Origin of the sequence: Parabacteroides sp. AF21-43 (genome assembly GCF_003635435.1) — a bacterium.
GTDB classification, from domain to species: domain Bacteria; phylum Bacteroidota; class Bacteroidia; order Bacteroidales; family Tannerellaceae; genus Parabacteroides; species Parabacteroides distasonis.
In genome coordinates, this window is sequence record NZ_QTMG01000001.1 from 266,335 (window position 1) to 292,239 (window position 25,905).

Below are 25,905 nucleotides of genomic sequence, written 5' to 3' on the forward strand. Positions count from 1 at the left end.
AGTTCCTTTTGCTCACATGATAGGCTTTACGATTTCAATTTTAAGGCCAAGCGCATCAATAATACGGAAAAATAAACCAACTCCCGGTTCTATGATTCCTTTTTCAATTCTTGATATATAGGTCTTATTAGTTCCTACTTTTTCGGCCAACTCGGATTGTGTCATTTTCTCTTGCTTCCGTGCGTCACTAATAATTTGCGCCACACAATAAGAATATGCTTCTTTGCGAAACTCCTCTCTTTCTGGTGAGCCAACCTTGCCGTATAATTTATCTAATACAGCGTCCATACTCCCGATCTTAGGATTTGCTTGCATAATATTCATTTTTTTTCCATAGTGCAAATATAAATTAAGTTTACATATATAATAACTTTAGATAGACTTTTCTTTTATGTTTTCAGTTGCTTCCCATCGGAAAAGGCATTTCCTACCTTTTCGCCCACTCTCAAATAGTCGTTGTTGAATGGATCAAAGATGATGGGAGCGGCTTTAGCTACATTCACCTTGCCGTTCTCATCAAGTACACGCTCGTCAACACTGACATTTACGATCTCGCCACGGAGTATGCAAGTATCTGGATCGTAATCTTTCAATTTACATTCGATAGCCACGGCCAATTCGTCGATCAACGGAGCATCTACGAAGTCTGATTTTGTAGCGTGAAATCCTGCTTTGGCAAACTTGTCGGTAACTTTATTGCCTGACACGATACCTACATAATCACAAGCTACGACATGATCGGCATCTGCCATGCTTACCGTGAAAGCTCTACGCTTCAGGATATTCTTAACTGTCTTGTGACCGGCGCTAAGACACATGCTGATCTCATTCATCTCACTGATACCGCCCCAAGCGGCGTTCATCGCGTCGGGAGTTCCATCTTCTCCATACGTGGCGATAATAAATACGGGTTGCGGATAGCTCAAAGGCTTCGCTCCAAAATTCTTTCTCATAATCATTTATTTTTTAGTCCAATTCTTGATATCTTCTTCTGTCGCTCCGTTCATCAACTTCCCTTTTTGCCAGTTCACATCCGGATAGGCTTTCCGCAATTCACTCTCTGCGTTCGAGATACTGCTGCTGCCTGATGTGGCGAATGGGATAACGGTTTTACCCGAGAGATTGTATTTTTCCAAAAAGGTGTTGATGAGTCTTGGGGCTTGATTCCACCAGATGGGAAATCCTAGGTAAACGGTGTCATACTCCGCTAGGTTCTTCAAATCATCGATAATGGCCGGTCGTGATGTAGGATCGTCCATCTCTACGCTGCTGCGTGAGGATTTATCCCGCCAGTTCAGATCGGCGGAGGTATAGCTTTTCTCAGGTTGGATATTGTGAAGATCACCACTGACAATAGACGCGACTTGTTGGGCCGCTTTTTCAGTATTTCCCGTTGCCGAGAAGTAAGCCACTAAAACTTTTGTCCCTTCGGCAGCCTTTTGCGCATAAGAGGCGATACATACCATTGAGACCATGACCATGAATAATACGATTCGTTTCATACTTCTTGAATTTTTGTTGTTTTTATATTCATTACGAGAATGCTATGTATTTATGGCGATAAAGATAGGAGAGAAAAATGAAACAGTTTGTACCCAAATTACTGATATATCTGATATTTTTGGCGATACGATCCTTATCTTTGTAAGGCGATTAACTAAAAGAAGAAAATATCATGCTTGCGTACACTTATATTGAACAAGGGAAATTTGAATTGCGGGAGAAACCGATACCGGAAATACAGGATTCATGGGACGCTATCGTACGTGTGACTTTGGGTAGTATCTGTTCTAGCGATCTTCATATCAAACATGGTAGCGTACCACGTGCGGTACCCGGAATAACCGTTGGGCATGAGATGGTTGGTGTGGTGGAAAAGGTGGGTGCCGATGTTACTGCAGTCAAGCCGGGTGACAGGGTGACCGTGAATGTCGAGACCTTTTGCGGAGAGTGTTTCTTCTGCCGGCGTGGATATGTCAATAATTGTACCGATCCCAATGGCGGTTGGGCGTTGGGCTGTCGTATCGATGGGGGGCAGGCGGAGTATGTCCGGGTTCCTTATGCGGATCGAGGCTTGAATCGTATCCCAGATACGGTTAGCGATGAGCAGGCTTTGCTGGTCGGTGATGTGTTAGCGACAGGTTTTTGGGCTGCTCGCATCTCGGAGGTCTCAGAGGAGGATACGGTTCTCATTATTGGCGCTGGTCCTACGGGGACCTGTACTTTGTTGTGCGTGTTGTTGAAGAAGCCACGACGTATTATTGTTTGCGAGAAGTCTCCGGAAAGGGCCCGGTTCGTTCGCCAGCGTTATCCGGAAGTCTTGGTGACAGGTCCCGAAAACTGTAAGGAATTTGTTCTTCGTAACAGCGATCATGGCGGTGCGGATGTCGTATTGGAGGTCGCGGGGAGTGAGGATACCTTCCGCTTGGCATGGGATTGTGCCCGTCCGAACGCCATTGTCACCATCGTAGCCCTCTATGATAAACCTCAGCTTCTTCCTTTGCCAGACATGTATGGCAAGAACTTGACGTTCAAGACTGGTGGGGTGGATGGCTGCGATTGCGCCGAGATTCTTAACCTAATAGAAGAAGGTAAGATAGACACGACGCCTCTTATTACCCATAAGTTTCCATTGAACGAGATCGAGGAGGCTTACCGTATCTTCGAAAACAGGTTGGATGGGGTTATAAAGGTGGCGATTGAGGGGAATTCATGATTACAATTGTATTCCATGTGGAAGAGAAGTAAGAAAACCTCATCAATGTCTTGCTTTTGCCGCATACACCTTGATTCTCTCCTCGCAGCATTGTCGTGCGATATCCCGGAGTAGCTCTACTTTGGGGATAAGCGCCTCGATATCTTCTTGAGTGATGCGGAAGTGTAAACTATAACGAGCCTGAACATATGCGTCCTGCAACAAATCGAAAAGTCGTTTTTCCTCTTCTGTATTCCGTGGAAAGGCTTTGGATGACTCTAGCGAATGCGTTTTAGCTCTGGCTGATAATTTTATCAAGCTGTGCTCTTTGGGGCTGTATAGTGTAAAAGTCAAGATGATACTGTTATAGTAATTTTCACAGGCTTGATGCAGATTGAAAGAAGCCATTTTATGTAGGCCTTGTTCATTATAAAATATGGCCCCTAAGAGAAACTCATTACCTCTTTCAAACCTTTCGTTGTAATACTCCTCCGCCAACTCTTTTATCTCCCGATAGTTCTGTTTACGGCGGCGGGCCAACTTATAACGGCCGCTGTTGTAAAGCATGATACCCTCTCGCTTGATATCGGTATAGAAATATCGGTTTTTATCGATGGCTTTATTCAAGTCGTCGATGCTTTCGTCTATAAATTGTACGGTAGTGGATTCGTTTCTGTTCATTCCTTTGTAGTAATTATCAGTGGCCTTGCTTAGGATATGGCTTATAACGTGTCTTTGGAAACGGGTATTGGTAACTACCAAGATATCATAATCGCTCATAAAACAGGTGCGAATACCATATTCAATACGTTGGTCGTAGTCAACATAGGTATTCCTAGCATAACTTCCGTATAGGATAATCATCTCGCAACCGGGAAGCACTTCCAGTACGCACTTTACAATTCTTCTGAGCTCATCCCGTTTCTGTTCGGGAAGGTAGTTGATGGATGTTTTCATTCTTCGTTTATCTATTGCTTATCATTTTGTTGAATTAAAAATAGCCAGTCCCTTTATCGTCAACAGATACTTTTGTCGAGGATGTTTGGGGCTATCCGGGTAGAGAGGGGTAACAAGGCCACTTTGAATAGCTGGAGTCAAATAGTTGGCAATAAAAGTGGGACGATGTTTTAACTCTATCTTTTCCATTATTACTTTCAATGAACATTGTTCTGTTCCGATAGCCTTTACGATAGCAAAAAGCGGTGTGCCGAGCTGTTCGGTTAGCTTGTTCGGTACTTGTTCGGTGCTTGTTCGGTCGACTTGTTCGGTTGGCTGCTGTAGGGTATTGATAATCATAGTTCTATTTTTCAACTCATTATTTTCTCCCATCATTAAGTTTCTGAAGAATGCAACCAAGAAACTCATATCCGGTTCAACGTCTTTTCGCACATTTCTATAATTCGCACGAACCAGCGCATTGCGGAAGTACCAAGAGTTGTCGGCAAACAAATCATTGTTCACGTCAAAACCGATGCTACGCAAATACTTTATGGCAAAGACAGCCGTAGTACGGGTGTTACCCTCACCGAATGGATGAATCTGCCAGATGCCTGATATAAACTTAGCGATATGTACTACAATATCGTCCATAGACAAGCCTTTGAACGAGAAGTTCTTTTCCTGTTCCAAGTCATATTCCAAAGCCTTGTGTAAATCTTCGGAATTGACATAGAGCACTGTATCACCACGAAGTACCCACTCCTTCTTCGTAATATCATAGTTGCGAATCTTTCCGGCAAACTTAAAGATTCCTTCAAATAATCTACGGTGAATGGAGGTAAATCCTGTCACTGAAAAAGCAAACGATTGTTCATTTAAGATTCTTGCGATGTTAGCAGACACCTTATCGGCTTCTTCTGTTTCTTCATCTTTCAAAGTACGTACAGTCTTTGATTGGTAATATCCATTAATGAGTTTCTTTACTTCATCAATACTGATATCCCCCTCAATATGCTTTATAGCTGTATCTTTTAGATAATCGGATGTTCGCAAGCCATCCACAGCTTGTAAGCCAATGGCTGTTTTCCAAGCTGAAGCCTTTTCTCTTTTGTTAGGCTCACTACCACGGATGTATGATTCGAAATCTATGTCCATATTATTTGTTTAAATCCATGTAATAATTTGAGGCAACTATGCAGAATTCTATAATATAGCTATATCGTTTATTTTTATATACTTATATTTTAAGATTTATTCTAGTTGTTTCCTGTAAACAGAATCTAAAGTTTGGCCATTTTTATCTTTCCATACTAACCAGCCGTTATTGCTACTGCCTATACAGAAATCAGCAGCCGTACTTGGACTAGAAAAAGTCTTGTCAGACTCCATAACTAATAAGCCATTTTTTGTAACCGTATATTCGTTAATCAGTTTTTCTCTTTTTTCTTTCCAATTGAACGAAGGAACAGAACTATTAACAATAATACTCCCTTTTAGTACTGTAAATCCAGATGAATTGTAAAAGCCTTTTGCATTACAACCTCTTCCTTTGGTATAAAATAAGTGTTCCTCTTTTAGTTTCACAAATTCAAAAATATTGCAACCTATAAATGAAGTGAGAAATTTGATATCCTCAAAGAACTCATTCATATTATCTTTTTGATATTCGGGTAAATTAGGCTCATTGGGAGTTTGTTTGTTTTCATTCAGAACAAAATTCTTAGCTTTTTTAGCATCAGCAATCGCCCGATATTCCAGATATTGCACATCTGCTTTTGTCATTGCTGCGTCTTTAGATATAAATATCAGAGCTTTTTGCCAGAATGCTTTCTTACTATCGTGGTCTTTCACCCGTTCTTTGAAATTTTCTGTTTCTCCAATATATGCTTTAGGCTTGGTCATATCATCCTCACCCAAAAGAATATAAAATGCCGGTGTTTGTAAATCTGTCCGTTCATTAAGAATAGACAGATTGGAACGAGGAATAATAAACATCTGACAGATTTTGTTGCTGATGAACACATATTGAGACCCTTGTGGATCTCCGTCAATTAGGTATGTCGTTACTGTTTTTCCCATATTATTTAGTTGCTCGGTGCTATAACTTTGTCAATCTCTCTTTGCTTTTGTAATTAATGGCAAGCCAAGCTCAGCGAGAAATTTATTATGTCTCTCGGATGCATCAGCTATTTTACTCTCCAGCTCGATCAACTTTTTATTTACTTGCAACAAATCAATTTTCACATCCTCTTTAGCAATGCTGACATAGCGTGAAATATTCAGATTATAACCGTTTCTTTCGATTTCGTCCATCGAGACGGGACGTGAGTAACGCTCTTCTTCTTTTCGTTGCTTATATGTGTCTATAATTTTGTCGATGTCTTTAGTCCGTAGTTTGTTTTGCCTTTTGCCTTTCTCGAAATTTTCCTTGTCGCTAGCGTTGATAAAGAGTACATCATCGGACTTTTTGCATTTCTTGAGTACCAAGATACACACAGGAATACCTGTTGAAAAGAAAAGGTTTGCAGGCAACCCGATTACTGCGTCTATATTGCCATCTTTGAGCAATTTTGTACGAATGCGTTCTTCTGCTCCCCCCCTGAAAAGTACGCCATGAGGTAAAATAATCGCCATCGTGCCATCTTGTTTCAAAAAATGGAAGCCGTGAAGTAAGAATGCAAAATCTGCGGCTGATTTGGGAGCAAGGCCATAGTTGTTAAAGCGGAAATCTTTGCCCATTTCTTCCGTAGGCTCCCATCGGTAGCTGAATGGAGGATTTGCGACAATGGCATCGAACTCCACTTTTTTGGCTGGGTTCATTTCATTCAGCATATCCCAATCATTCAAGAGTGAGTCACCGTGATGGATTTCGAACTCCGAGTCTTTAACTCCATGCAGGAGCATATTCATACGAGCTAAGTTGTAGGTGGTGATATTCTTCTCTTGCCCGTATATCTTACCAATATTTCCTCCATTAGCTTTCATCCTGTGGCGCACATTGAGTAACAAAGAACCTGAACCACAAGCAAAGTCCAATACTCTTTCGAGTTTTTTCTTCATCCCGGACTTTGGGTCTTGGGTATCTAATGTAACGATACCCGATAGAATGCTCGACAATTGTTGTGGTGTATAGAACTCGCCAGCCTTTTGTCCCGAACCTGCGGCAAACTCACCGATCAGATATTCATAAGCATCCCCTAATATATCCGTATCGGTTGAAAATTGAGCGATTCCTTCGGCAATCTTTGTTATCACTTTACAAAGTAGCGCGTTACGTTCTTCATAATTTTTACCCAGCTTATCCGAGTTCAGGTTTATTTCGGAAAAAAGTCCTTGGAATGCCCTGTCGAAAGATTCGTTCTCGATGTATTTAAATCCTTTCTCAAGTGTTTTCAGAAGATCATCATTTTGTGTCCGTGCAAGTTCGTAAATATTAGTCCAGAGATAGTCCGGTTCAATCACATAATGCACTTTACGGCGCATTTGTTTTTCAAAATCTAAAACATCTTCTGGATTCTCTCTATACCATAATTGCAACGGCGTCGAAACACCACGCTCCTTCAATTCCTCCGGAGCTTTATCCGGATAATCTCCTCCGAGTTCCTTTTTTGTGGCCTCTATATAGTTGTCTGAAAGATAGCGCAGGAATAGAAAAGACAGCATATAATCGCGAAAATCATCTGCCATCATTGAACCACGAAGATCATCTGCTATTCTCCACAGGGTTTTACCTAATTCATGCTGTTCTTTTATTGTCATATCTTTATCTGTTTTCTTGTTCTGTTTCTATTAATATCTCAGGTAGGTAAAACTCATATTTTCTCAAAAAAGCATCAAGGATTCGGACAAACAGTTGTTTTGTGTCTTTTCCCATGAATACAGGTTCATATATCGAGTATTTACCATGACTAAGTAAATCTAAAGCTCGTGCAAATAACACCTCATCATCTATACCATGAATACATTTCGAAAAATGGCTATAGCCGAAAAACACCGCAGTTTTTTCAATAACACTGCGCAACATATTAAAATGATAAGTGTTTATCTGCACATCGTCTATCGTCTGTCCTTCTTTAGGCAAGAGCCGTTTTAATTCGCATAAAGTTGCGACATGATGAAAGAACGGTGTCTCGTCGGTCGCCCTCAACGTATAGCCGTTTGTCCCATTTTTATGAAAGAAATAACTTTTACGTCTATTTCTTTTTAAGTCGTTATACATCACATTAAAGAATAAATGGTGATGAGAAGAAATAACGATTTTTCTTTTTCCGGAATCCTTTTTCAGCAGATTGCCCAAATCATTGGCGATCGCAATAATGTTATTGTCATCAAGCGAAGACACAGGATCATCTATATAAATATATTTAACCCATGAATATGCCTCGGCTCCATCAATGACCAATTCGCAAATGGCAAGGAACACACACCATATAAATATGTTTTCTTCACCACGAGAAATCTTTATTTTATCTTCTTCCCCCTTTGAAAAAGAGATATGCCACTCTTCATAATCAATCTTGAAATCGAACTCTGCATATCGTTGTAAATAACCGAATATCTTCTCTTCTAATGCTAACTCTTTAAACCCGTTAAAGAAGTTCGAGTCTGCATTGATCTTGAGAACCCTTTCCGTATCATTTTCAAGGTCGTTATCCCAATAGAAAAGATCTTCGGTAAAAGCATTGAAGTATAGTGTATCCCTTGTATTAGCTTTCGTATTTCTACCTCTGTTCTTAAATTCCATGGAAAGACGAGTTTTCCCCGTCCCATTATAGGCATATAATAAAACATAGTCGAAATCGTTTAAATCAGAACGAAATCTGACGGCAACATCCGACAATGTGTTGTATTTGAATATTTTTGCTTCGTTACTCATTGTAATTTAGGAAATAGTTGTTGCATTAATCCTTTTTTATGGTTTTTTAGTTGGTCGAGTTTGGCGGTCTCGGTGGATATGAGTTCGTCTACTGATGATAGGCAATTCGTAACCATCCTAAATTCTTTGTCATTACGTGTTGTCCATATCTTAAAATCTTCAATTTGCTTTAAGCTAATATGGGGAATACCACTACTTGTATTTATTCGATCAATATATTTTTTAAATCGATCTGATCCTATTTGTTGATAAATAAACATGATGAAATCAATATTATCAGCTCTTAGTCTTGCCACACGTTGAACTAATAATGAGCCCTCGTCTTGCTTGTTAATCAGTGCAAAATTACGTCCAACTTTTGAACCGTCCATTGCTATAACAAGATCATTACATAATAATCTGTATTTAGATAATGTATGATCTTCTCTGCTGTAAAATCGATCTATATCATTATTATGACGCACCACACCTTCTGTAATATTTATCCCTCTCATTAATGGAGTACCGTTGTTATCTTCTAAAATTTCACTCCCTTTAAACGCATAACCTGTAAGTATATCAATATTGCATTTTTTTATTGGCAAAAGTATCCATTTTCCTTCATTTTGAAATTCTGGGAAACGAATATCGGGAGTTGTTTTGCCTTCGGCAGGAAATAGTTGCTGCATCAATCCCTTTTTATATTCTTCCAAGGTTTCTATCTTATCTGCTACTGCGCTTATCAAATCATCTAAACTACTCAAACAGTCTGCTATCCTTTGCTGTTCTTCAATTTCTGGCAATGGCACATGAAGGTTTTTAATTTCAGCAGATGCAATGCCCTTAATAGAGGTACCTTGTGTTTCTTGAACCTTTTGTTTCATTATGGTTGAAAGCAAATAAGACAGAAAAATATAGTTGCAGTTTATATTACACAGATTAGTAAAATCTTGGCTGGTACATATATCTACTCTGCTAAAAGCTACTTTTCCTACACCTACACGGGATACGATGTGAATACTTGGAGCTTTACAAAGTTTGGTTGCGGAGTGTTTAATCGCATCTTTTGTTATATGTCTTGTAGGAGTTATTTCAGATATGTTATTTTCGTTAATGTCTGATGAGGATATCCAAGGAATGTCACCATTCCAATATACGTCATTAGATGATGATGGAGTTCCTCCACCTATAATTTCACATATTTCCAATATTGGTGTTCTCTTCCACCCTTCACCATCCCGAAACTCTGGAAACCGTAAAGCTGGAACAACCGTTTTTATATTCTTATCTTTTGTCATAACATCAATCTTCATAAGCCGACAATCCCGAAATTTCACGGCCAGCGGCCAAACGTTTCAATAATGGAACGAGATCATCCATTAGGGCCAATTCAGCCTTAGTACGAGCTTTCCATCCCAATTCCAACGGAGCTAACAAATCACTTAGTTTTTCACCATCGAAGATCATTCGTTCCATTATCTGTTCTACAAATTTGCGTAACGAATCCGCTGTGATACCATGTTTGTCGGCTATAGATGCCAATTGTTTAGCATATTTCTCCGCCTTAAATGCTTCGTACCCCTCTTTTATCTCCTGCTCTGTCTTACCGTTCACTTCGTCGAGACTATCGATGTATTCTCGAATATCGTCCCGTTCATCAATCAGGTTGGCGCTCGATGCCACAAGGCTGATCAACTGCTCTTTGGTTACTCGTTGCTTGCTGTTTTTGCTATTCGTATAGCGGGCGATTAATCCCATTATATAATCGTAGTCAATGACTGCCGAAGCAAAAAGAACAAATTCAAAATCAAGGTCTTCAACCTGTGGACTAACCTCATGGTCTTTGCCTGTCTCCCGCTGTTTGCGTAATTGTTGTGCCGTTTCAATATAGGCTCCACGGAACGAACGCAAAGTCTCTTCTGGCAACAGTTCTTCGATTTTTGCTTTCTCCTGCTCGTTAATATCGGTATATTGCTCCAACTGGGTTCTGTATCGTTGTACTTCTTTGAAACAGTTGATAAAACCGGCACGAGCCTCATCTCCCTGCAAACTATAAACATTTTCAGCTTGGCACTCCAATCCTTGCGATTGCATATATTCACTCAACTTCTGAACGGCATCTTGGAACTTCTCTATCACTTTCGGGGCAGAATCTACAAGCCATATCTCTTTAGGATTATCGGTCTTCTCTCCAGAGAATAACGCTATCGCTTCATCGACAGCATCTTGCTGACCTCTGAAATCAAGGATGTTACCATATGGCTTAGTGTCGTTCAAAATGCGATTGGTACGTGAGAACGCCTGTATCAGACCGTGATATTTCAAATTCTTATCAACATATAATGTATTGAGATATTTAGAGTCAAAACCTGTCAGCAACATATCCACGACAATCGTTATATCGATCTTATTTTTGTGTGGATAGTCTTTATTGCTATATTGTTGATCTTTGATGCGTTTTTGCACATCTTGGTAGTAGGCATCAAACTCAGCGATTGTATGGTTGGTTTTATATTGCCGGTTATAGTCGTCAATAATAGTTTTCAGCGCCTTTTTCTTTTCTTCAGGCTCTTTACAGTTGTCATTCTGCTCTTGTGGCAGGTCTTCCTGTATTTGCTGAATATCTTTATTCCCTTCGGCAGGAGGCGAGAATACGCAAGCGATGTTAAGCGGTTCGTAATTCTCATTTTGCTGCATTAAACTTTCTTGCGCTCTGCGGAACAGTCCGTAATATTCGATAGCTTCATTGATAGAGGCTGTGGCAAGTATGGCATTAAACCTACGGGAGTGGGTTGCTGCGTCATGTTTCGATAATATCGCATCTACTACCGCCTGTTTCTTTAGTGTGCCATCTGCCCTACGATCGCCTGTCTCTTTGGGTTTAAAATAATCGACATGGAAACGTAAGACGTTTTTGTCCTCGATCGCATGTGTTATGGTATAAGCGTGTAGTCTGCTTGGGAAGATATCTTCCGTAATCTTATATGAGGCTTCTTCTCCGCTTATTTGTGTATAAGTTGCATTTTGTTCAAATATGGGTGTTCCCGTGAAACCGAAGAGTTGAGAGTTCGGGAAAAATTCTTTGATTGCCTTGTGATTGTCTCCGAACTGAGAGCGGTGGCACTCATCGAAAATGAATACAATTCGTTTATCCTTTAGATGGATTAAACGGTCTTTATAGTTATTTTTATTGGACGAATCGAGTGCGATACCCAATTTTTGAATGGTAGTTACAATTACTTTGTCGGCATAGTCGTCCGACAACATGCGTTTAACAAGAGTCCCCGTATTGGTATTCTCTTCTACGCAATTTTCTTGAAACTTATTAAACTCCTCGCGTGTTTGTCTATCCAAATCTTTACGGTCTACCACAAACAAGCATTTATCAATGTCGGGATTATCTTTTAACAGAGTAGATGCTTTGAATGATGTTAGCGTCTTGCCACTTCCTGTCGTGTGCCAAATATAACCGTTACCTCTGTTTTGATGAATACAATCTATTATTGCTTTTACTGCATATATCTGATAGGGGCGCATTATGAGCAACTTTTGTTCACTGACAACCAAAACCATATAGCGGTTAATCATCTCTCCCAATGTGCATTTCGACAAAAATGCCGTAGAAAACGCATCAAGGTGGGTTATTTTTCTGTTTGACTCTGTCGCATATTGATAGACTGGCAAGAACTGCTCATCTGTATTGAAACTGAAATGTTGATCGTTATTATTGGTGAAATAGTAAGTATTTGCCTGATTGCTTACGATAAAAAGTTGCATAAAACAAAGTAATGTATTCGTATATCCATTACCCGTATCATTTTTATAATCAACAATTTGTTGCATCGCCCGGCGAGGACTAACATCCGAAGCCTTCAACTCGACCTGGATTACAGGAATGCCATTGATCAATAAAATCACGTCATACCGATGATAGCTGTTATTGGTATTTATACGCAACTGATTAATCACCTCATAATCATTCTTACACCAATCTTTGATATTGACCAGCATGTATTGTAATGGTGTCCCGTCTTCACGCATAAACGTATTGATTCCTCGTAGTCTTTTAGAAGAAGCAAAAACATCAGCATCAATGATCTCCTCGAGCAAACGATCAAATTCAGAGTCCGTTAAATGTACCCTGTTCAATGCTTCGAACTTTGTTCTGAAGTTCCGCTCTAAAGCATTCCTATCACGAATATCGTCACGATAGGTGTACTTGAGATCTATTAATTTATTAATAAAATGATCTTCTATTTGTTTTTCCTTAGATATCATATTTTTTCAAGAACTTTTTTATCCGGTTCATATCAATTGGATATTGATGTTATTCTCTGTATTTGGCAATAAAGATATAAAATATCTTGCTATGTGATAGCGAAAAGATGAAGAAGTTGTATTGACTTGATCTTTTCAATATCCTAGATTTTCTAGAACATTGAATTTATAAAAACATCTACAATATCTACCACTCTGTTGTGTACTCTCTGTAAATAAGAATATTACCTATAGGTTGTAGATCTCCAAACATCTACAATTATTATTCAATATCTACCATTTATTATTGATTTTCATACAATTTTCTTTTCGTGTGAAGGAAAAAAGTGTTATATTTGAAGAATACTGAAAATCTAAAAGATATGATAGAAAAACTCGATTACGCTATGGTGCCGACAGGCTTTGTACATTGTTTTAATGAAAATTGTAAGAACGCCAACCGCTGCTTGCGGCATCAAATCGTCCGTTTTATCCCCGATACGCTTTGGGCGGTGAGCATCGTGAATCCCGCACGTACCAGTCCTACCGGAAAGTGTGCGGCTTTCATGGCGGATACTCCCGTGCAATACGCTGTTGGCATGGATCACCTATTAGACCAGATACCTTATCTGGAGGCGAAACGCATCAAGCAACGTCTGTTGATGACATACGGTAAGAATAAGTTTTATCAGTTTAAGCGCAAGGAAAGAACCTTCTCGCCCGAAGACCAACAGTATATCCGTCAGGTCTTTCGGGCGTACGGAGTAGAGGATGAACCAGTCTTTGATGCTTGGCAGAGTGGCTACCGATGGACGAAGGGATAAGAGCTGATAAGAGTTTCCCTTAGGAGAACAAAGAGTTTCTCTTAGGGAAAACAAAAGTTTCTCCTAGAGGAAACAAAAGTTTCTTTAGGAAGAAACAAAAGTTTTCCCCTAATAAAACTTTAGTTTTTCTATAGGAAAAACTGTAAGCATAAGTTATTCAACTTCTTAAATAATATATTAGACATGAAAATAACCAAGCAAACAGCCTATCGACATACCGTCGCACAACGGGCGATGCGTATGGAGGAGATCGTGGCATGGGTAAAGGATGAGCGGACGAGGGATAAGCTTGCGCTCTTTCGAGAGAAATTAAGGCGGGCTTATCCCGACAAACGGTATCCGTTTACCCGGAAATTACCTCAGTTGCTCTTTGCCGGAACTTTTCGAAAAGGGGAATTGAAGGAGTATAATGGCTGGATTTTGCTGGAGATCAATCGATTGAAGAGCATAGAAGAGGCTTTGTCCTTGAAACAAAAAATAGTGGAATATCCGCAGACACTGTTCGCTATGATCGGCTCTAGCGGACGGAGCGTGAAGTTCGTGGTGGCTTATACCTATCCCGACGGGTCGCTTCCCCGTTCGCGTACGGATGCCGAGGTTTTTCATGCGCACGCTTACCGACATGCGCTCAAGACGTATGAGCCTCGCCTTTCTTATCCCATCGAGCTGAAACGTCCGGTGCTGGAGATGGGCTGTCGCCTCAGTTATGATGCCGATGTGTATTACAATCCGGACGCCCTTTCCATTCATCTGGAGCAGCCTGTGGCTATGCCCGACGAAAGCGCCTACCAGGAACGGTTCGAAAAACGGGTGCCGGTACCGGTAGAGAGTGCCGGGCAGACGCTTTATGACCAATACCGTTACGTTGCCATCCAATATGAATTCGCTTTGCAGCGGGCTTTGGAGGAACATGGAAGTTTGAGCATAAAGGTGGATTTCAAACCTTTGTTGGTCACTCTTGGAAGACTTTGTTTCGCGGCTGGGGTAGAAGAGGAGGATTGTGTGAAGTGGACGATGCTTTATTTGGGGAATCTGATCTCGGAAGTGGAGATCCGGGAGACCTCGAGGCAGTCTTACCGCTTAGCCTCCGATTCTGATTTTGGCAGTACGTCCCTTTACAAGCCGGAGCAACTACAGAGCTTGAAAATGGAGGAGTTTATGAACCGCCGTTACGATTTCCGGTACAATCTGATGTCCGGCGGACCGGAATATCGGGAGAAAAACACGTTCTGTTTTGACTATCGCCCCGTGACGGATCGTGTGCTGAACAGTATCGCCTTGAATGCCCAGAAAGAAGGATTGCAGCTATGGGACAGGGATGTACGGCGTTTTGTCTTTTCAGATCGCATCCCGGACTATGCGCCTATCGAGGACTATTTGACCCGCTTGCCCGTGTGGGATGGCAAGGATCGCATCCGTCCGCTGGCCGCACGCATCCCTTGCGACAACGTACGGTGGGAACAGTTGTTTTACACTTGGTTCCTGTCGATGGTAGCGCACTGGCAGGGACGTGACAAACAGCATGGCAACAGTCTTTCCCCGCTCTTGGTGGGCGGGCAGGGGTGCGGGAAGTCCACGTTCTGCTTCAACCTGTTGCCACCGGACTTGAATAAGTATTACACGGACAGCATCGATTTCAGCAAGAAGCGGGATGCCGAACTCTATCTTACCCGTTTCGGATTGATCAATATTGATGAGTTCGACCAAGTGAGCGCGAGGCATCAAGGCTTCTTGAAGCATCTGTTGCAGAAGCCGGTCGTAAATGTGCGCAAGCCTCATGCTACGCAGGTGGAATCGGTGAAACGTTACGCTTCCTTTATCGCTACGAGCAACCATACGGATTTGCTGGGCGATCCTTCCGGCAGCCGCCGTTTCATTTGTATCGAGGTGAAAGGATTGATAGACAATGACCAGCCTATCGATTATCTCCAGCTCTATGCGCAAGCGGTTGCCGCCTTGAAGAATAACGAGCGTTATTGGCTGACGCATGAGGAAGAGGTCTCGCAGATGCAAGCGAACGAGGCGTTTCAACAACGTCCTTTGTTCGAGGATCTGTTTTTTCAATATTATCGTCCCGCTTCGCACAAGGAGGAAGGTTTGAAGATCTCTGCCGGAGAGATCTACCTATCGCTGCAAAAAAAGAGCGGCGTAAAACTTCCGATGAGCAATGTCTCCGTCTTTGGTCGTTTCTTGAAAAAGATAGGGCTTAAGACGCAGTTAGCGAGTAGGGGACGGTTGTATTTAGTGGTCGAAAAGTAGTAAATGGTGGTAGATGTAAGTTGTTGGTGGTAGATGTTTTATTATCTACCACCATTAGATAAGTGATTTATCCCACTTCTGGATCTTCCCAAACACCTGTTTTGTTCATTCGATAGCTTCTCTCTATCTTTTGGGAAGAGTCTGCCTCCAGCGCATAGAGTATTTCACGACAGAACTCCAGAGTTGCAAATCCGTTGGCGGTAATAATGTTTCCGGCTCTGACAGCCGGTTCATCCATATAAAGATTTTCACCTGTATAATTAACCCCCGCAAATTGTTTGAGGTAATCCAATCCGTTGCTGGTATGATTTACATGGTTCAAGAAACCGTGTATACCAAGAAAAACGGAGGCGTTACAAATACCGGCCACCAGCCTCTTCTTCTCGATGGCCTCTTTTACCAGAGGAACAATGGCTTCGGCTTCCGGGGTGAACCAGCTCATGCCTCCTATTAATACGATTCCTGCATAATCGGCCGGAATGTCATGGATCCCATAGTCGGGCAGCACCTTGAACCCTCCGATCGATACAACCGGCTCTTTCCTGACAGATACGGTTTTAACTATATATTTGCTTTCACTTCCGGGCTCAACACCTGCATTGAGGTTTGGAGCGATATAAGCTCCTTCCCAATCGGCAAAGTCTTTTAACAAGACGAATAGAATTTCTTTTTTCATTATTTATTGTATTTATCGAAGTTATACTTCTTTCTAATCTCGTTTTGCTCGTCAGGCGAAAGAGATTTGAAATATCCTTTCCAGCCTGGGCAGAAGTTTATGTGCCAACGCCAAAAGCGTCCCATTAATGACTGAGGGCTTTTATCGTATTTTTTCCTTAGGGGGCAGTTGTTGCAGTTACTTTTTTGCATGGATGTTACAGAATGCTTGTTGTTTACAAAGGTAATGCTTTTATTGGAATTGCTTTATTTCAATCTTTGTTTATTATGATAATATACCCCATCTGATATAATTGCCAATATTTATCGTAATTTTGCATTATTCGTGAAGATGGTAGTTGTTATGAGCATCCTCATTGGTTTGAATTGGCAAAGGATAAATGGGCGCAGGTTTATAAAACTACGGGAACTCCATGTAGTTGTTGGATGTGTAGAGGGGAGGAGTACGACCGCAAAGGATATAAGCAAGAGACTTTGCGTATTATCAAAGAATCAGTTCTCTCCAAAAAGCATACAAGTTCGGTAAATTTGGTGCAGTTCCTAACCTATAATCAGTAACCTTATGAGAAAAGTTAGAAAGAATACAGCAACTAGACAGGTCATTCATATTGTCGGTGAAGGATTGACTGAATTATTCTATTTCAACCATTTGAAAAGGTTGCTTGGTTATAGGTACTCTATTTCTCCACGTCTGTTTGACAATAATAGTGTTATAAAGCTATCAAAAAGTTAGCGAATAGTTGATTGGTTCTCAAGAAAATTCAGTATTTTTGCACTCACAATTGAATAAAAACATTAAAAAAATTACAATGCTGCAGAATAGAGTGAACATATTAGTAAACACATTATGTCGAAGCACAGTATGCTTTGAGAGTATGTCGTATGTTCATACTTTAGGCATTGAGTCATTCGGTAAATTCAAAAACACTTTCCAGCGAACGTTTTATAGACAGGTAGGAGTACATTAGATGCAGGTATTCCTAATTAAAAAGATAAATTGAAGCCGTTGAAAAGTCCTTACTAAATTTTTCAACGGCTTTGTTTTTGCCCATTGGTGACGTTCGCATTATGCGCTCTACTCCGTCATTTCCGTCCATGGGCATTGAAAACTTCAGTTTTATTAACCAGCGCAGTGATGTGCATAAAAAAAGAAGATTATGGATTACAAATTCAACGGAAGCGGGGTGTTCTTTACATCCGATACCCACTTCAATCATACCAATATCATCAGGTTCTGTAGCAGACCATTCAAGGATGTGGAACACATGAATGAAACACTTATTGCCAACTGGAACCGTGTGGTCGGTCCGGATAATATCGTATTTCATCTTGGCGACTTCTGTATTGGTGGCTCAGCTGAATGGACAAAGATACTCAAAAGGTTGAATGGGAAAATCTATCTCATAGCCGGTAATCATGACATGAAGAACTTGAGGCAGAATTATACAAAATATTTCGAACTGATCACGATGCAGATGTACATCGAGGTGGATAAACAGAAGATTTATCTGAATCATTGCCCGTTCCTTTGCTATAGCGGCTCATACGATGATACTTGGCAGCTTTTCGGCCATGTGCATACAAGCAGGAATAACACCGGAAAAGATAAGCCTCGCCTTCAAATGCTTTTCTCTACACAATATGATGTGGGAGTTGACAATAACGACTTCACTCCGGTTTCATTCGCACAGGTAAAGGCAATCATAGAGAAACAGGTTGAACTATCAAAGAAATGAGAATACAATACATGAGTGATCTGCGCCTATGCCCACTTTTCAGGTAGTTGCGCCTTGTCATAAAGATTCGGTGCTGAACAGTGCCTTTGCGAGTGACTATGGAGACTTGATGAGCAACGACCGGATTGATGTCTGGATATACGGTCATTCACATACGAATATTGATGCAGAGATTGGTGGAACCAAAGTATTATCCAATCAGATGGGATATGTTTTCCAGAACGAGCATCTTATGAATGGGTTTGATTCGGGAAAGTATGAAAATAAGGAAGATTTTTTTCGGGATTGGCATTCATTCAACCCGATGGAAACACGCTGGTTTCATGTCGCTTCTTCCATATACATGGAGCGAAGGGCAATCCGGTTTACAGACCGGAAATATACCCGTTTCGTTGTTTCAAATTATTCTTCGTATGTTTCGGATAATAATGAATACTATAACGATGAATGGTGTAGGGAAACTTCCATAAAAGCTTTGGAATATTCCGTGAACGGACGTTCTGTGCCTCCATTAGAGACTATGACAATACGACAATATTGCAAATATTTCCGTATAGCGCACGAAGTGTATGAGTCGTTCTACAGAAATTTGCCTGTCAGTAAATACAACCAGACTGAACAGACTTATGGCCCTAATGAATTGCATGACGTAGCTTATTATAATCGGATGAAGTTTGCAAAAATTGATGAGCAGTACGATATTGATAGTCCGGATGATTTCATCTGGTTTGCCAAGGATCATTATGGAGAACTGGGGCTTTCCTGCCTGAATATCTTTGCATCAGATACAGAACGGTCAGGATGGGTGATTGTCGTTTCCAACAGTTATTCTGCGAATGCCGGTCTCGCCATTGAAGTTGCCACAGCTCTGTATAAGTCCGGTGTTCCATTAATAATCCACGATGCCGACAAGCTTCTGAAGATTCTTGAGGAAGAAGATTATGTCAGGTTGGTTCCTTATTCATACCATAACTATATGGGCTATCAGGAGGAAGGCTCCGTTTATGAGCTACCGTGGGAATATGAATGTAGTGAAGATAGCGGATCATCTCTGACTGCTGAGCAATACAAAGAGATTGTCTCGTTTGCTGAATGGCAGGAAGAGGAGAGGGTGAAGGTAGACTAATGTCATATTTCATATGTTAACGCACATCTGGCAATCCGTTTGGTTAGTCAGTAACATGCAAATTATCGGCACTGATTCGAAATAGTACCGATAATTTGCATAATTCTGATATTTCAAATATGACTTAATCAAATTCTAACTAACAGGCATTGTTCGATGCAATAGAATTCCCTACGATAGATGAAAGAATAAGAAATCTTTCTAATATGATGGATTGGATGAGATATCTTCCAGCAGTTTCACTAGATGGAGATCAAGAATAGTATTCAATAACGAAATAATAAGTTGTAGAGTAATGGTGTAAGATTCTATTAGCATATCGAGGATAATTTCAATAAACTTGGAGTTCGTTGATAACAACTTCTAGAGTTGCTGAAATAATTAACGAGGATATTTTTCTAACATTCTAAACGGAATATCATTTGTAGTAACTTTAGCTATAGATATTTTGTTTATATTTAGCTGTATATCATTATTATAACATTTGTATGTATTCACAAATAAGAGATCCAAACAGCTTTATGAAATGATAATTGTCGATGCAGCATATTTACATCACTGATTATCAGTGACTGTTCATTTTAATCGGTACAACCTCTGTTTTGACAAATACACAGAATGTGGGGACAAATGCAAATCGGTGTATTTCATAGCTTTGCATATATGTGTTGTACCGCTTTCTTTTAGCCTTTTTTGCGAATGTCCGCTATCAGATACAAGGTGTTGAATGATAGGGCATTTCCGCAGGTATGTTACAGAACACTTGTTGAATACAAAGGTAGTGGTTTTCTTGGAATTTCTGTGGTTTGCGGTGTGTTTTTTATTTTCCAGAAGGTGTTGGATGATAGAATCGGTCATAAAACCTGAAAACTTTTGTAAGGTTTACGTTTGATTCGCTTGAAAAAGTGTAGAGCAATGTGCAATGGGTGATATACGTTGGGAAAAGTGTAATAAGGTTGAATTATTCGCATAAAAAATGTATGCGCGTATTACATACCTCTAAAAGATACAAACAAATTATACCCATACTGGTATATTGTTGATGTTTTGTCTTAATTTTGTATCCGAAAGGGTATAACATTAAAGGTATTATGCTATGGATATATTAAGTCTCACCAAAGTAACATCATTGTTCATCCTAACTTTAATAGAAAGAGACGATGGACAAAAGAAATAAATTGTGGAGACGCCAACAAATGGCTCGTGTGTTTAAGACTCGTATGATTCTGTATGCCGCTTATGGTCATTGCATCATTCGTGAGGATGGAAGCTATTATGAACATCCTCATTGGTTTGAGTTGGCAAAAGACAAATGGGCACAAGTTTACAAAACTACAGGAACTCCGTGTAGTTGCTGGATGTGCAGAGGATTTGAATATGACCGCAAAGAGTATAAGAAAGAAACTTTGCGTATTATTCGGGAATCAATGGAGTAGTTTAAAGGGACAGGATAGGAACTAAATCTGTGCCATTATGCGCACAGGTTCAGTTCCTTACTTTTTTGTGTAGGGCAAGGCTTTATCAAAGATTAAAAACACTACCGATATTCAGAATAAATATCTTGTAATGTATCATAAAATCCCCAACCACAATCCGATACGCTATCAATAAGCTTTTCAATCCGTTCGTAATAACAGGCTAACAATCCGTTGAGAAAGATAAAGCGCATAGCTTTGTCGAAATTTCCCTCCAGTGTTGTATAGAACTGTTCCCACATATCGCCAAATTCAAGTGTGTATTCGCATCCTTGTTCGATATAGAACAACATTAAATCGGCAACAGTGGTCGGCTCCGGTTTTAGCTTTTGAAAATCGGAAATGACTTTTCGACATTTGGCAAATGACGGCTTTTCGGAAAATCCACGAGTTGGGAAGAACTCGTTTCTGATAGCTTTCTTGCTCTTTTCTAATTCAGCGTTGCAATCTGGGGCAAGATAAAACTCCAGATAATCTTTTGCCTCTTTACGTGCATCGTATAGTTCAAGAACAATGTCGGTTATCTGTTCTTTTGTAAGTGACAACAAGTGTTTTTTTAGCTTTGCTTTTGACATAGATTGATTTTCAATTGATTGTGTATTTTACATTCCTGCTAATTTCCAAACAATCCTTTTTCTTCCATATATGCTTCCAATTGATATGTTATTAATCCAGCTGTTTTCTATAAACTGAATCCAATGTGTTTCCATCTTTGTCTTTCCATATCAACCAGCCATTATTACTGCTACCAATACAGAAATCTGCGGCAGTACTGGGACTTGAAAAAGTTTTATCTGATGTCAATACCAATATTCCGTTCTCAGTAGAAGTGTAATCTTGAAGCATTTTTTCTCGTTTTTCTTTCCAGTTGAAAGACGGAACCATTGTTTTGGCAACAGTACTTCCTTTTAGGACTGTAAAGCCATCGGAACTATAGAAGCCCTTTGCATTGCATCCTCTACCTTTGGTGTAGAATAGATGTTCTTCTTTGGGTTGTGATACATCAAAAATATTGCAACCGATAAATGATGCCAGAAACTTCACATCTTCGAAAAATTCATCCATTGAGTCCTGTTGATGCTCTGGTAGATTCGGTGCTTTAGGGATTTGTTTATTATCGCTTAAAACAAAAGCGTTTGCTTTCTTGGCTTCGGCTATCGCTTTATGTTCTAGGTATTGCACATCAACTTTAGTCATATCGGCATCTTTCGATACGAATATGAGTGCTTTTTGCCAAAACGCTTTTTTGCTGTCGTGGTCTTTTACACGTTCTTTGAAATTTTCCGTTTCACCTATATATGCCTGCGGTTTTGTTGATTCATCTTCCCCCAGTAATATATAGAATGCAGGTTTTTGTAATTTCTCTTGTGTATTCAAATAGGAGAGATTAGAACGTGGTACGACAAACATTTGGCAAATTTTGTTGCTAATGAATGCATATTGAGTTCCTTTAGGATCTCCGTCGATTAAATATGTTGTTACAGTCTTTCCCATTGTTATTCAACTTCAGTGATTTTGAGGATAGTTGTACTTACTGTTATATTCGTAATCGAAGATTTTGCATAAATATGTCTAATTTCAACTGTTTTGAGGTATAACTTATTTAAGTATAGCCTTTTCTTAATGCAAATATACACCATTATCGAATATAATTCGCTATATTTGCACTATAAAATCGCATTAAACAATGAAGCTAAATAAAATAAAGACTGTTTTGTCGGATAAAGGCATCTCCCAGACATGGTTAGCCAAGCAACTTGATAAAAGTTTTAGCATGGTCAATGCTTATGCGTGCAATAGAATTCAGCCGAATTTGGAAACACTTCAGCGGATTGCTGAGATTTTACAGGTGGATTTAAAGGATTTGATAACAGATAAAGAGGAAAGGTAAAATGCAATGAAAAACTTTACGGAGAATACAAGAGTACAAGTCCCGGCTGCATTGCATCTTTGCAAGCTCGGTTATACATATTTGGATGATTTAACATCATACAATCCCCAAACGAATATTTTGACGGATATTTTTATCCGTTCAGTAAAACGTCTGAATCCTGCTTTGACGGACTTGGAATGCAGCCAGTTACTGGATAAAATTGTCGGAATCTTGAATAATGATGATTTGGGCAAGGAATTCTATACTATGCTTTCTTCCAACAGTGGTGTGAAGTTGATAGATTTCGCTGATGCGAATAATAATGAATGGCACGTTACGACAGAGTTTACATGCGAAAATGTCGAATCCGGTGATAGCTTCCGTCCGGATATTACGTGCTTTATAAACGGCTTGCCTTTAGCTTTTATCGAAGTCAAGAAGCCTAATAATCACGATGGAATTTTAGCAGAGCGGGATAGGATTAATAAACGGATGCGGAGCAAGAGTTTTCGTCGCTTTATCAATCTTACCCAATTGATGATTTTTTCCAATAATCAGGAATACGATAATGAAAACAGAGTTCCGATACAAGGTGCATTTTATTGTTGTGCAGCAAAAGAGAGAGCTTTCTTTAATGTGTTTAGAGAGGCTGATGCTACTTTCGTGTCGAAATATCCATATTTAGCGTTGACGGAAGATTCAGAAAAACAGGTTCTCAAACATAGGAACTGTATCGTTATTAAAAACTTGCCCGATTATGAAACCAATAAGAAGGTAGATACTCCAACGAATCGTGTTTTGACATCAATGCTTTGCCGGGAGAGGTTTTTGTTTCTGTTAAGATATGGCTTTGCGTATGTTAATCGAACTATAGAGCTGGAAGATGGCAGTAAAATCACAACTCTTGAAAAACATGTGATGCGCTATCAGCAATTGTTTGCATCATTGGCTATTCGCAAAAAACTATCTAAAGGTGTCAAGAGTGGAATAATATGGCATACACAAGGCAGTGGCAAGACAGCATTGGCGTATTATTCAGTTCGTAGTTTGACCGATTATTATGCAAAACGCGAGACGGCTGTTAAATTCTACTTTATAGTGGACCGTATTGCGCTGATGGAGCAGGCGAGTGATGAGTTTGTTGCACGTGGCTTAGTCGTAAGGAATGTCAATAGTCGGGATGATTTAATGAAAGATATCCGCGATACCACCCCTGTAGTGAACAGTGAGGGTAAAGCGGAAATAATGGTTGTAAACATACAGAAATTTAAGGAGGATTCCACTAAAATACAGATAGAGTCAGGCTATAATACTAATCTTCAGCGTGTATTCTTTATAGACGAAGCACACAGAGGATATAGTCCACAGGGTAGTTTTCTTGCAAATCTTCTGGAAGCTGATAAGGATGCTGTAAAAATCGCATTGACAGGAACTCCTTTGTTGCGAGAAGAAAAAGAATCTTGGCGTGTCTTTGGTGATTACATTGACACCTACTATTATGATAAGTCGATAGCGGATGGTTATACGCTAAAACTGATGCGTGAACCGATAGAAACCATTTATAAAGAGCGTATTGAGAGCATTCTTGATAAATTGGCTGGAAACGTAGAGGTCAAGAAAAGTGATATAGACAAAAATAAAATAATTGAGCATGAAAGTTACCTGAATGCTTTGCTTGATTATATCATTTCTGATTTGCGAAGATTCAGAAAAGAACAAGCTGATGATTCTATCGGGGCAATGATCGTGTGCAAAACAAATCCACAGGCTCGTGAAATGTTTCGTTTATGGCAGCAGCGTTTTAGATTTGCGCAGCGCATTGAAGATAAATGGGAAGAACAGTTGGGAATGGTAGCAGAGCCAATGGTTGCGTATGGTCATGCCAAACCATTACGTGCCTCTCTGATATTGCATGATGAAGGAGACAAATTAGAAAGAAAGGCATATATTGAAGAATATAAGAAGCAGCAGACAGTAGATGTACTGATTGTCAATCAAATGTTGCTTACCGGATTTGATGCTCCCAGGTTGAAGAAACTATATTTGGGACGTAGTCTTGACGGTCATGATTTGTTACAGGCTCTTACGCGTGTAAATCGTCCGTATAAAGATTTTAAATATGGCTATGTGGTTGACTTTGTAGATATAAAGGAAAACTTTGATTCTACAAATGACCGCTATCTGAGAGAATTAAACCGTACAGCGGATATTAAGGAGATCCAACAGGACGAGCCTGTTGGTAATGCTATTATCGAAGATAAGGAAGAGATAATAGCGAAAATGAAAGAAATCAAGAGTATTCTCTTTAATTTCACTTGCGATAATCCGGAAGAGTTCAGACAGGAAATTGATGAAATTGAGGATAAAGACAGGCTCTATGAACTACGGTCAGTATTGAATGATGCTAAAGCTATTTTGAATCAAGTCAGAGCCTTTGGTGATGATGAATTGAAAGAAAAAATAGAGTCTTTGGCTTTTGGTGGTATTCCTACTTTGGTTACAGAGGTTACGCATCGCATAGAGAGGATGAATCTGTTTGAAAGTACAGAGCATAAAGCAGATGTTGCCGGAATAATCAATGTCGCTCTGTCAGAATTGGAATTTGAGTTCAAAAAGGGAATATCTGAGGAACTGAGAATTGTTGTCAATGATATTCGTGAGCGTTGCGAAAAGGTACAAACTGAATTTGATGCCAATTTTGATAGGAATGAAGAAAAATATGTCATCCTTGCAGATGAGTTCCGAGCATATTTCCGTAAAAAAGGTTTTGTTCCGCAAAATACTCAAGATGCAAAAGACAGCATTGATTACATGGATAATGTAATGAAAAAGATTCGGGAAATAAACAGACGGAATAATATCTTGAAGAAAAAATATAAGGGTGATGAGCGTTTTGTTCGTATTCACAAGCGGATTGAGGAGGAAAATCAAAAACGTGAACAGCCTATTATATCTGCACACGAATATGAAATAGCCGAGAATCTGTCACAGATGAAGTCTCAAATAGACAATATGTTATTCTTGAATATCAATGTTTTGGATAATGAAGATGCCTTTAAGCGTGATGTATTGGCTATTATTGGTCGTAAATTAATAGACCTTGGAATTAAGGCAAATTTGACAGACCGTAAATATATCAACAATCTTATCACAACAGAATATTTCCAACAACGTAATTTTGCATATTGATT

The 25,905-nt window shown here is 39.8% G+C and carries 21 protein-coding genes and 1 pseudogene; 9 read left to right on the forward strand and 13 right to left on the reverse strand.

The window, feature by feature from the left end; genetic code table 11:
- Positions 1–12: 12 nt before the first annotated feature.
- The 3 genes from DWX84_RS01170 to DWX84_RS01180 form a co-directional block, all read right to left on the reverse strand.
- Positions 13–315 (reverse strand): helix-turn-helix transcriptional regulator, encoded by a 303-nt coding sequence (locus DWX84_RS01170; protein ID WP_121960957.1) that lies wholly within the window; start codon positions 313–315, stop codon positions 13–15.
- Positions 316–389: 74 nt separating this feature from the next.
- Positions 390–953 (reverse strand): flavin reductase family protein, encoded by a 564-nt coding sequence (locus DWX84_RS01175; protein ID WP_005864280.1) that lies wholly within the window; start codon positions 951–953, stop codon positions 390–392.
- Between the two features lie 6 nt (positions 954–959).
- Positions 960–1,502, reverse strand: a complete 543-nt coding sequence (locus tag DWX84_RS01180) for a flavodoxin (protein ID WP_121960943.1) — start codon at positions 1,500–1,502, stop codon at positions 960–962.
- 173 nt (positions 1,503–1,675) lie between these two features.
- On the opposite strand from DWX84_RS01180, the gene DWX84_RS01190 reads away from it, so the two are divergent.
- On the forward strand, positions 1,676–2,716 hold the full coding sequence (locus DWX84_RS01190; protein ID WP_121960942.1) for an alcohol dehydrogenase: 1,041 nt from the start codon (positions 1,676–1,678) through the stop codon (positions 2,714–2,716).
- Between the two features lie 42 nt (positions 2,717–2,758).
- Here the strand turns inward: DWX84_RS01190 and DWX84_RS01195 are convergent, their stop codons facing one another.
- The 7 genes from DWX84_RS01195 to DWX84_RS01225 form a co-directional block, all read right to left on the reverse strand.
- Complete coding sequence (locus tag DWX84_RS01195; protein WP_008780016.1) at positions 2,759–3,652, reverse strand: HEPN domain-containing protein; 894 nt, start codon at positions 3,650–3,652, stop codon at positions 2,759–2,761.
- A gap of 21 nt (positions 3,653–3,673) precedes the next feature.
- On the reverse strand, positions 3,674–4,789 hold the full coding sequence (locus DWX84_RS01200; RefSeq protein WP_008780017.1) for a Fic family protein: 1,116 nt from the start codon (positions 4,787–4,789) through the stop codon (positions 3,674–3,676).
- A 96-nt stretch (positions 4,790–4,885) separates the two neighbouring features.
- Positions 4,886–5,713, reverse strand: a complete 828-nt coding sequence (locus DWX84_RS01205; RefSeq protein ID WP_008780018.1) for a GIY-YIG nuclease family protein — start codon at positions 5,711–5,713, stop codon at positions 4,886–4,888.
- A 30-nt stretch (positions 5,714–5,743) separates the two neighbouring features.
- Positions 5,744–7,393, reverse strand: coding sequence for a type I restriction-modification system subunit M (locus DWX84_RS01210; RefSeq protein WP_008780019.1), 1,650 nt, complete (start codon positions 7,391–7,393; stop codon positions 5,744–5,746).
- Between the two features lie 4 nt (positions 7,394–7,397).
- Positions 7,398–8,510, reverse strand: coding sequence for an AAA family ATPase (locus DWX84_RS01215; RefSeq protein WP_122377382.1), 1,113 nt, complete (start codon positions 8,508–8,510; stop codon positions 7,398–7,400).
- Complete coding sequence (locus DWX84_RS01220) at positions 8,507–9,787, reverse strand: restriction endonuclease subunit S (protein ID WP_008780021.1); 1,281 nt, start codon at positions 9,785–9,787, stop codon at positions 8,507–8,509. Before DWX84_RS01220 ends, DWX84_RS01215 begins: the two co-directional genes overlap by 4 nt.
- Positions 9,788–9,791: 4 nt before the next feature.
- On the reverse strand, positions 9,792–12,767 hold the full coding sequence (locus DWX84_RS01225; protein WP_087342607.1) for a type I restriction endonuclease subunit R: 2,976 nt from the start codon (positions 12,765–12,767) through the stop codon (positions 9,792–9,794).
- 362 nt (positions 12,768–13,129) lie between these two features.
- On the opposite strand from DWX84_RS01225, the gene DWX84_RS01230 reads away from it, so the two are divergent.
- Positions 13,130–13,570 (forward strand): DUF6078 family protein, encoded by a 441-nt coding sequence (locus DWX84_RS01230; protein WP_008773634.1) that lies wholly within the window; start codon positions 13,130–13,132, stop codon positions 13,568–13,570.
- Positions 13,571–13,753: 183 nt separating this feature from the next.
- On the forward strand, positions 13,754–15,829 hold the full coding sequence (locus DWX84_RS01235; protein WP_122297668.1) for a BT4734/BF3469 family protein: 2,076 nt from the start codon (positions 13,754–13,756) through the stop codon (positions 15,827–15,829).
- 67 nt (positions 15,830–15,896) lie between these two features.
- Here DWX84_RS01235 and DWX84_RS01240 read toward each other — a convergent pair whose 3' ends face one another.
- Complete coding sequence (locus tag DWX84_RS01240) at positions 15,897–16,505, reverse strand: type 1 glutamine amidotransferase family protein (RefSeq protein WP_048927557.1); 609 nt, start codon at positions 16,503–16,505, stop codon at positions 15,897–15,899.
- Positions 16,506–16,822: 317 nt separating this feature from the next.
- On the opposite strand from DWX84_RS01240, the gene DWX84_RS22135 reads away from it, so the two are divergent.
- The 4 genes and pseudogenes from DWX84_RS22135 to DWX84_RS01270 all read left to right on the forward strand — a co-directional run bounded on the left by DWX84_RS22135 (position 16,823) and on the right by DWX84_RS01270 (position 20,802).
- Complete coding sequence (locus DWX84_RS22135; RefSeq protein WP_082210341.1) at positions 16,823–17,062, forward strand: hypothetical protein; 240 nt, start codon at positions 16,823–16,825, stop codon at positions 17,060–17,062.
- Between the two features lie 599 nt (positions 17,063–17,661).
- Positions 17,662–18,240 (forward strand): metallophosphoesterase, encoded by a 579-nt coding sequence (locus tag DWX84_RS01255; protein ID WP_048927558.1) that lies wholly within the window; start codon positions 17,662–17,664, stop codon positions 18,238–18,240.
- A 28-nt stretch (positions 18,241–18,268) separates the two neighbouring features.
- A pseudogene (locus DWX84_RS21755) lies at positions 18,269–18,499 on the forward strand (hypothetical protein); the annotation flags it as partial.
- A 2,027-nt stretch (positions 18,500–20,526) separates the two neighbouring features.
- Positions 20,527–20,802 (forward strand): hypothetical protein, encoded by a 276-nt coding sequence (locus DWX84_RS01270; protein ID WP_005859087.1) that lies wholly within the window; start codon positions 20,527–20,529, stop codon positions 20,800–20,802.
- A 101-nt stretch (positions 20,803–20,903) separates the two neighbouring features.
- On the opposite strand, the gene DWX84_RS01275 is transcribed toward DWX84_RS01270, so the two are convergent.
- Complete coding sequence (locus DWX84_RS01275) at positions 20,904–21,416, reverse strand: DUF6155 family protein (protein ID WP_005859085.1); 513 nt, start codon at positions 21,414–21,416, stop codon at positions 20,904–20,906.
- 91 nt (positions 21,417–21,507) lie between these two features.
- Positions 21,508–22,335: a GIY-YIG nuclease family protein gene (locus DWX84_RS01280; RefSeq protein WP_008779797.1), complete on the reverse strand. Its 828-nt coding sequence runs from the start codon at positions 22,333–22,335 to the stop codon at positions 21,508–21,510.
- 193 nt (positions 22,336–22,528) lie between these two features.
- On the opposite strand from DWX84_RS01280, the gene DWX84_RS01285 reads away from it, so the two are divergent.
- Both DWX84_RS01285 and DWX84_RS01290 read left to right on the forward strand, forming a co-directional pair.
- The gene (locus tag DWX84_RS01285; protein WP_005859081.1) at positions 22,529–22,732 is read left to right on the forward strand and encodes a helix-turn-helix domain-containing protein; all 204 of its coding nucleotides are present in this window, start codon (positions 22,529–22,531) and stop codon (positions 22,730–22,732) included.
- Positions 22,733–22,738: 6 nt separating this feature from the next.
- On the forward strand, positions 22,739–25,903 hold the full coding sequence (locus DWX84_RS01290) for a type I restriction endonuclease (RefSeq protein ID WP_005859079.1): 3,165 nt from the start codon (positions 22,739–22,741) through the stop codon (positions 25,901–25,903).
- Positions 25,904–25,905 lie beyond the last annotated feature (2 nt).

Excerpts from the sequence above, each read along its gene's own strand:
- DWX84_RS01170 (WP_121960957.1), bottom strand. The coding sequence starts at position 315 with ATGCAAGCAAATCCTAAGATCGGGAGTATGGACGCTGTATTAGATAAA.
- DWX84_RS01175 (WP_005864280.1), bottom strand. The coding sequence starts at position 953 with ATGAGAAAGAATTTTGGAGCGAAGCCTTTGAGCTATCCGCAACCCGTA.
- DWX84_RS01180 (WP_121960943.1), bottom strand. The coding sequence starts at position 1,502 with ATGAAACGAATCGTATTATTCATGGTCATGGTCTCAATGGTATGTATC.
- DWX84_RS01190 (WP_121960942.1), top strand. The coding sequence starts at position 1,676 with ATGCTTGCGTACACTTATATTGAACAAGGGAAATTTGAATTGCGGGAG.
- DWX84_RS01195 (WP_008780016.1), bottom strand. The coding sequence starts at position 3,652 with ATGAAAACATCCATCAACTACCTTCCCGAACAGAAACGGGATGAGCTC.
- DWX84_RS01200 (WP_008780017.1), bottom strand. The coding sequence starts at position 4,789 with ATGGACATAGATTTCGAATCATACATCCGTGGTAGTGAGCCTAACAAA.
- DWX84_RS01205 (WP_008780018.1), bottom strand. The coding sequence starts at position 5,713 with ATGGGAAAAACAGTAACGACATACCTAATTGACGGAGATCCACAAGGG.
- DWX84_RS01210 (WP_008780019.1), bottom strand. The coding sequence starts at position 7,393 with ATGACAATAAAAGAACAGCATGAATTAGGTAAAACCCTGTGGAGAATA.
- DWX84_RS01215 (WP_122377382.1), bottom strand. The coding sequence starts at position 8,510 with ATGAGTAACGAAGCAAAAATATTCAAATACAACACATTGTCGGATGTT.
- DWX84_RS01220 (WP_008780021.1), bottom strand. The coding sequence starts at position 9,787 with ATGACAAAAGATAAGAATATAAAAACGGTTGTTCCAGCTTTACGGTTT.
- DWX84_RS01225 (WP_087342607.1), bottom strand. The coding sequence starts at position 12,767 with ATGATATCTAAGGAAAAACAAATAGAAGATCATTTTATTAATAAATTA.
- DWX84_RS01230 (WP_008773634.1), top strand. The coding sequence starts at position 13,130 with ATGATAGAAAAACTCGATTACGCTATGGTGCCGACAGGCTTTGTACAT.
- DWX84_RS01235 (WP_122297668.1), top strand. The coding sequence starts at position 13,754 with ATGAAAATAACCAAGCAAACAGCCTATCGACATACCGTCGCACAACGG.
- DWX84_RS01240 (WP_048927557.1), bottom strand. The coding sequence starts at position 16,505 with ATGAAAAAAGAAATTCTATTCGTCTTGTTAAAAGACTTTGCCGATTGG.
- DWX84_RS01255 (WP_048927558.1), top strand. The coding sequence starts at position 17,662 with ATGGATTACAAATTCAACGGAAGCGGGGTGTTCTTTACATCCGATACC.
- DWX84_RS01270 (WP_005859087.1), top strand. The coding sequence starts at position 20,527 with ATGGACAAAAGAAATAAATTGTGGAGACGCCAACAAATGGCTCGTGTG.
- DWX84_RS01275 (WP_005859085.1), bottom strand. The coding sequence starts at position 21,416 with ATGTCAAAAGCAAAGCTAAAAAAACACTTGTTGTCACTTACAAAAGAA.
- DWX84_RS01280 (WP_008779797.1), bottom strand. The coding sequence starts at position 22,335 with ATGGGAAAGACTGTAACAACATATTTAATCGACGGAGATCCTAAAGGA.
- DWX84_RS01285 (WP_005859081.1), top strand. The coding sequence starts at position 22,529 with ATGAAGCTAAATAAAATAAAGACTGTTTTGTCGGATAAAGGCATCTCC.
- DWX84_RS01290 (WP_005859079.1), top strand. The coding sequence starts at position 22,739 with ATGAAAAACTTTACGGAGAATACAAGAGTACAAGTCCCGGCTGCATTG.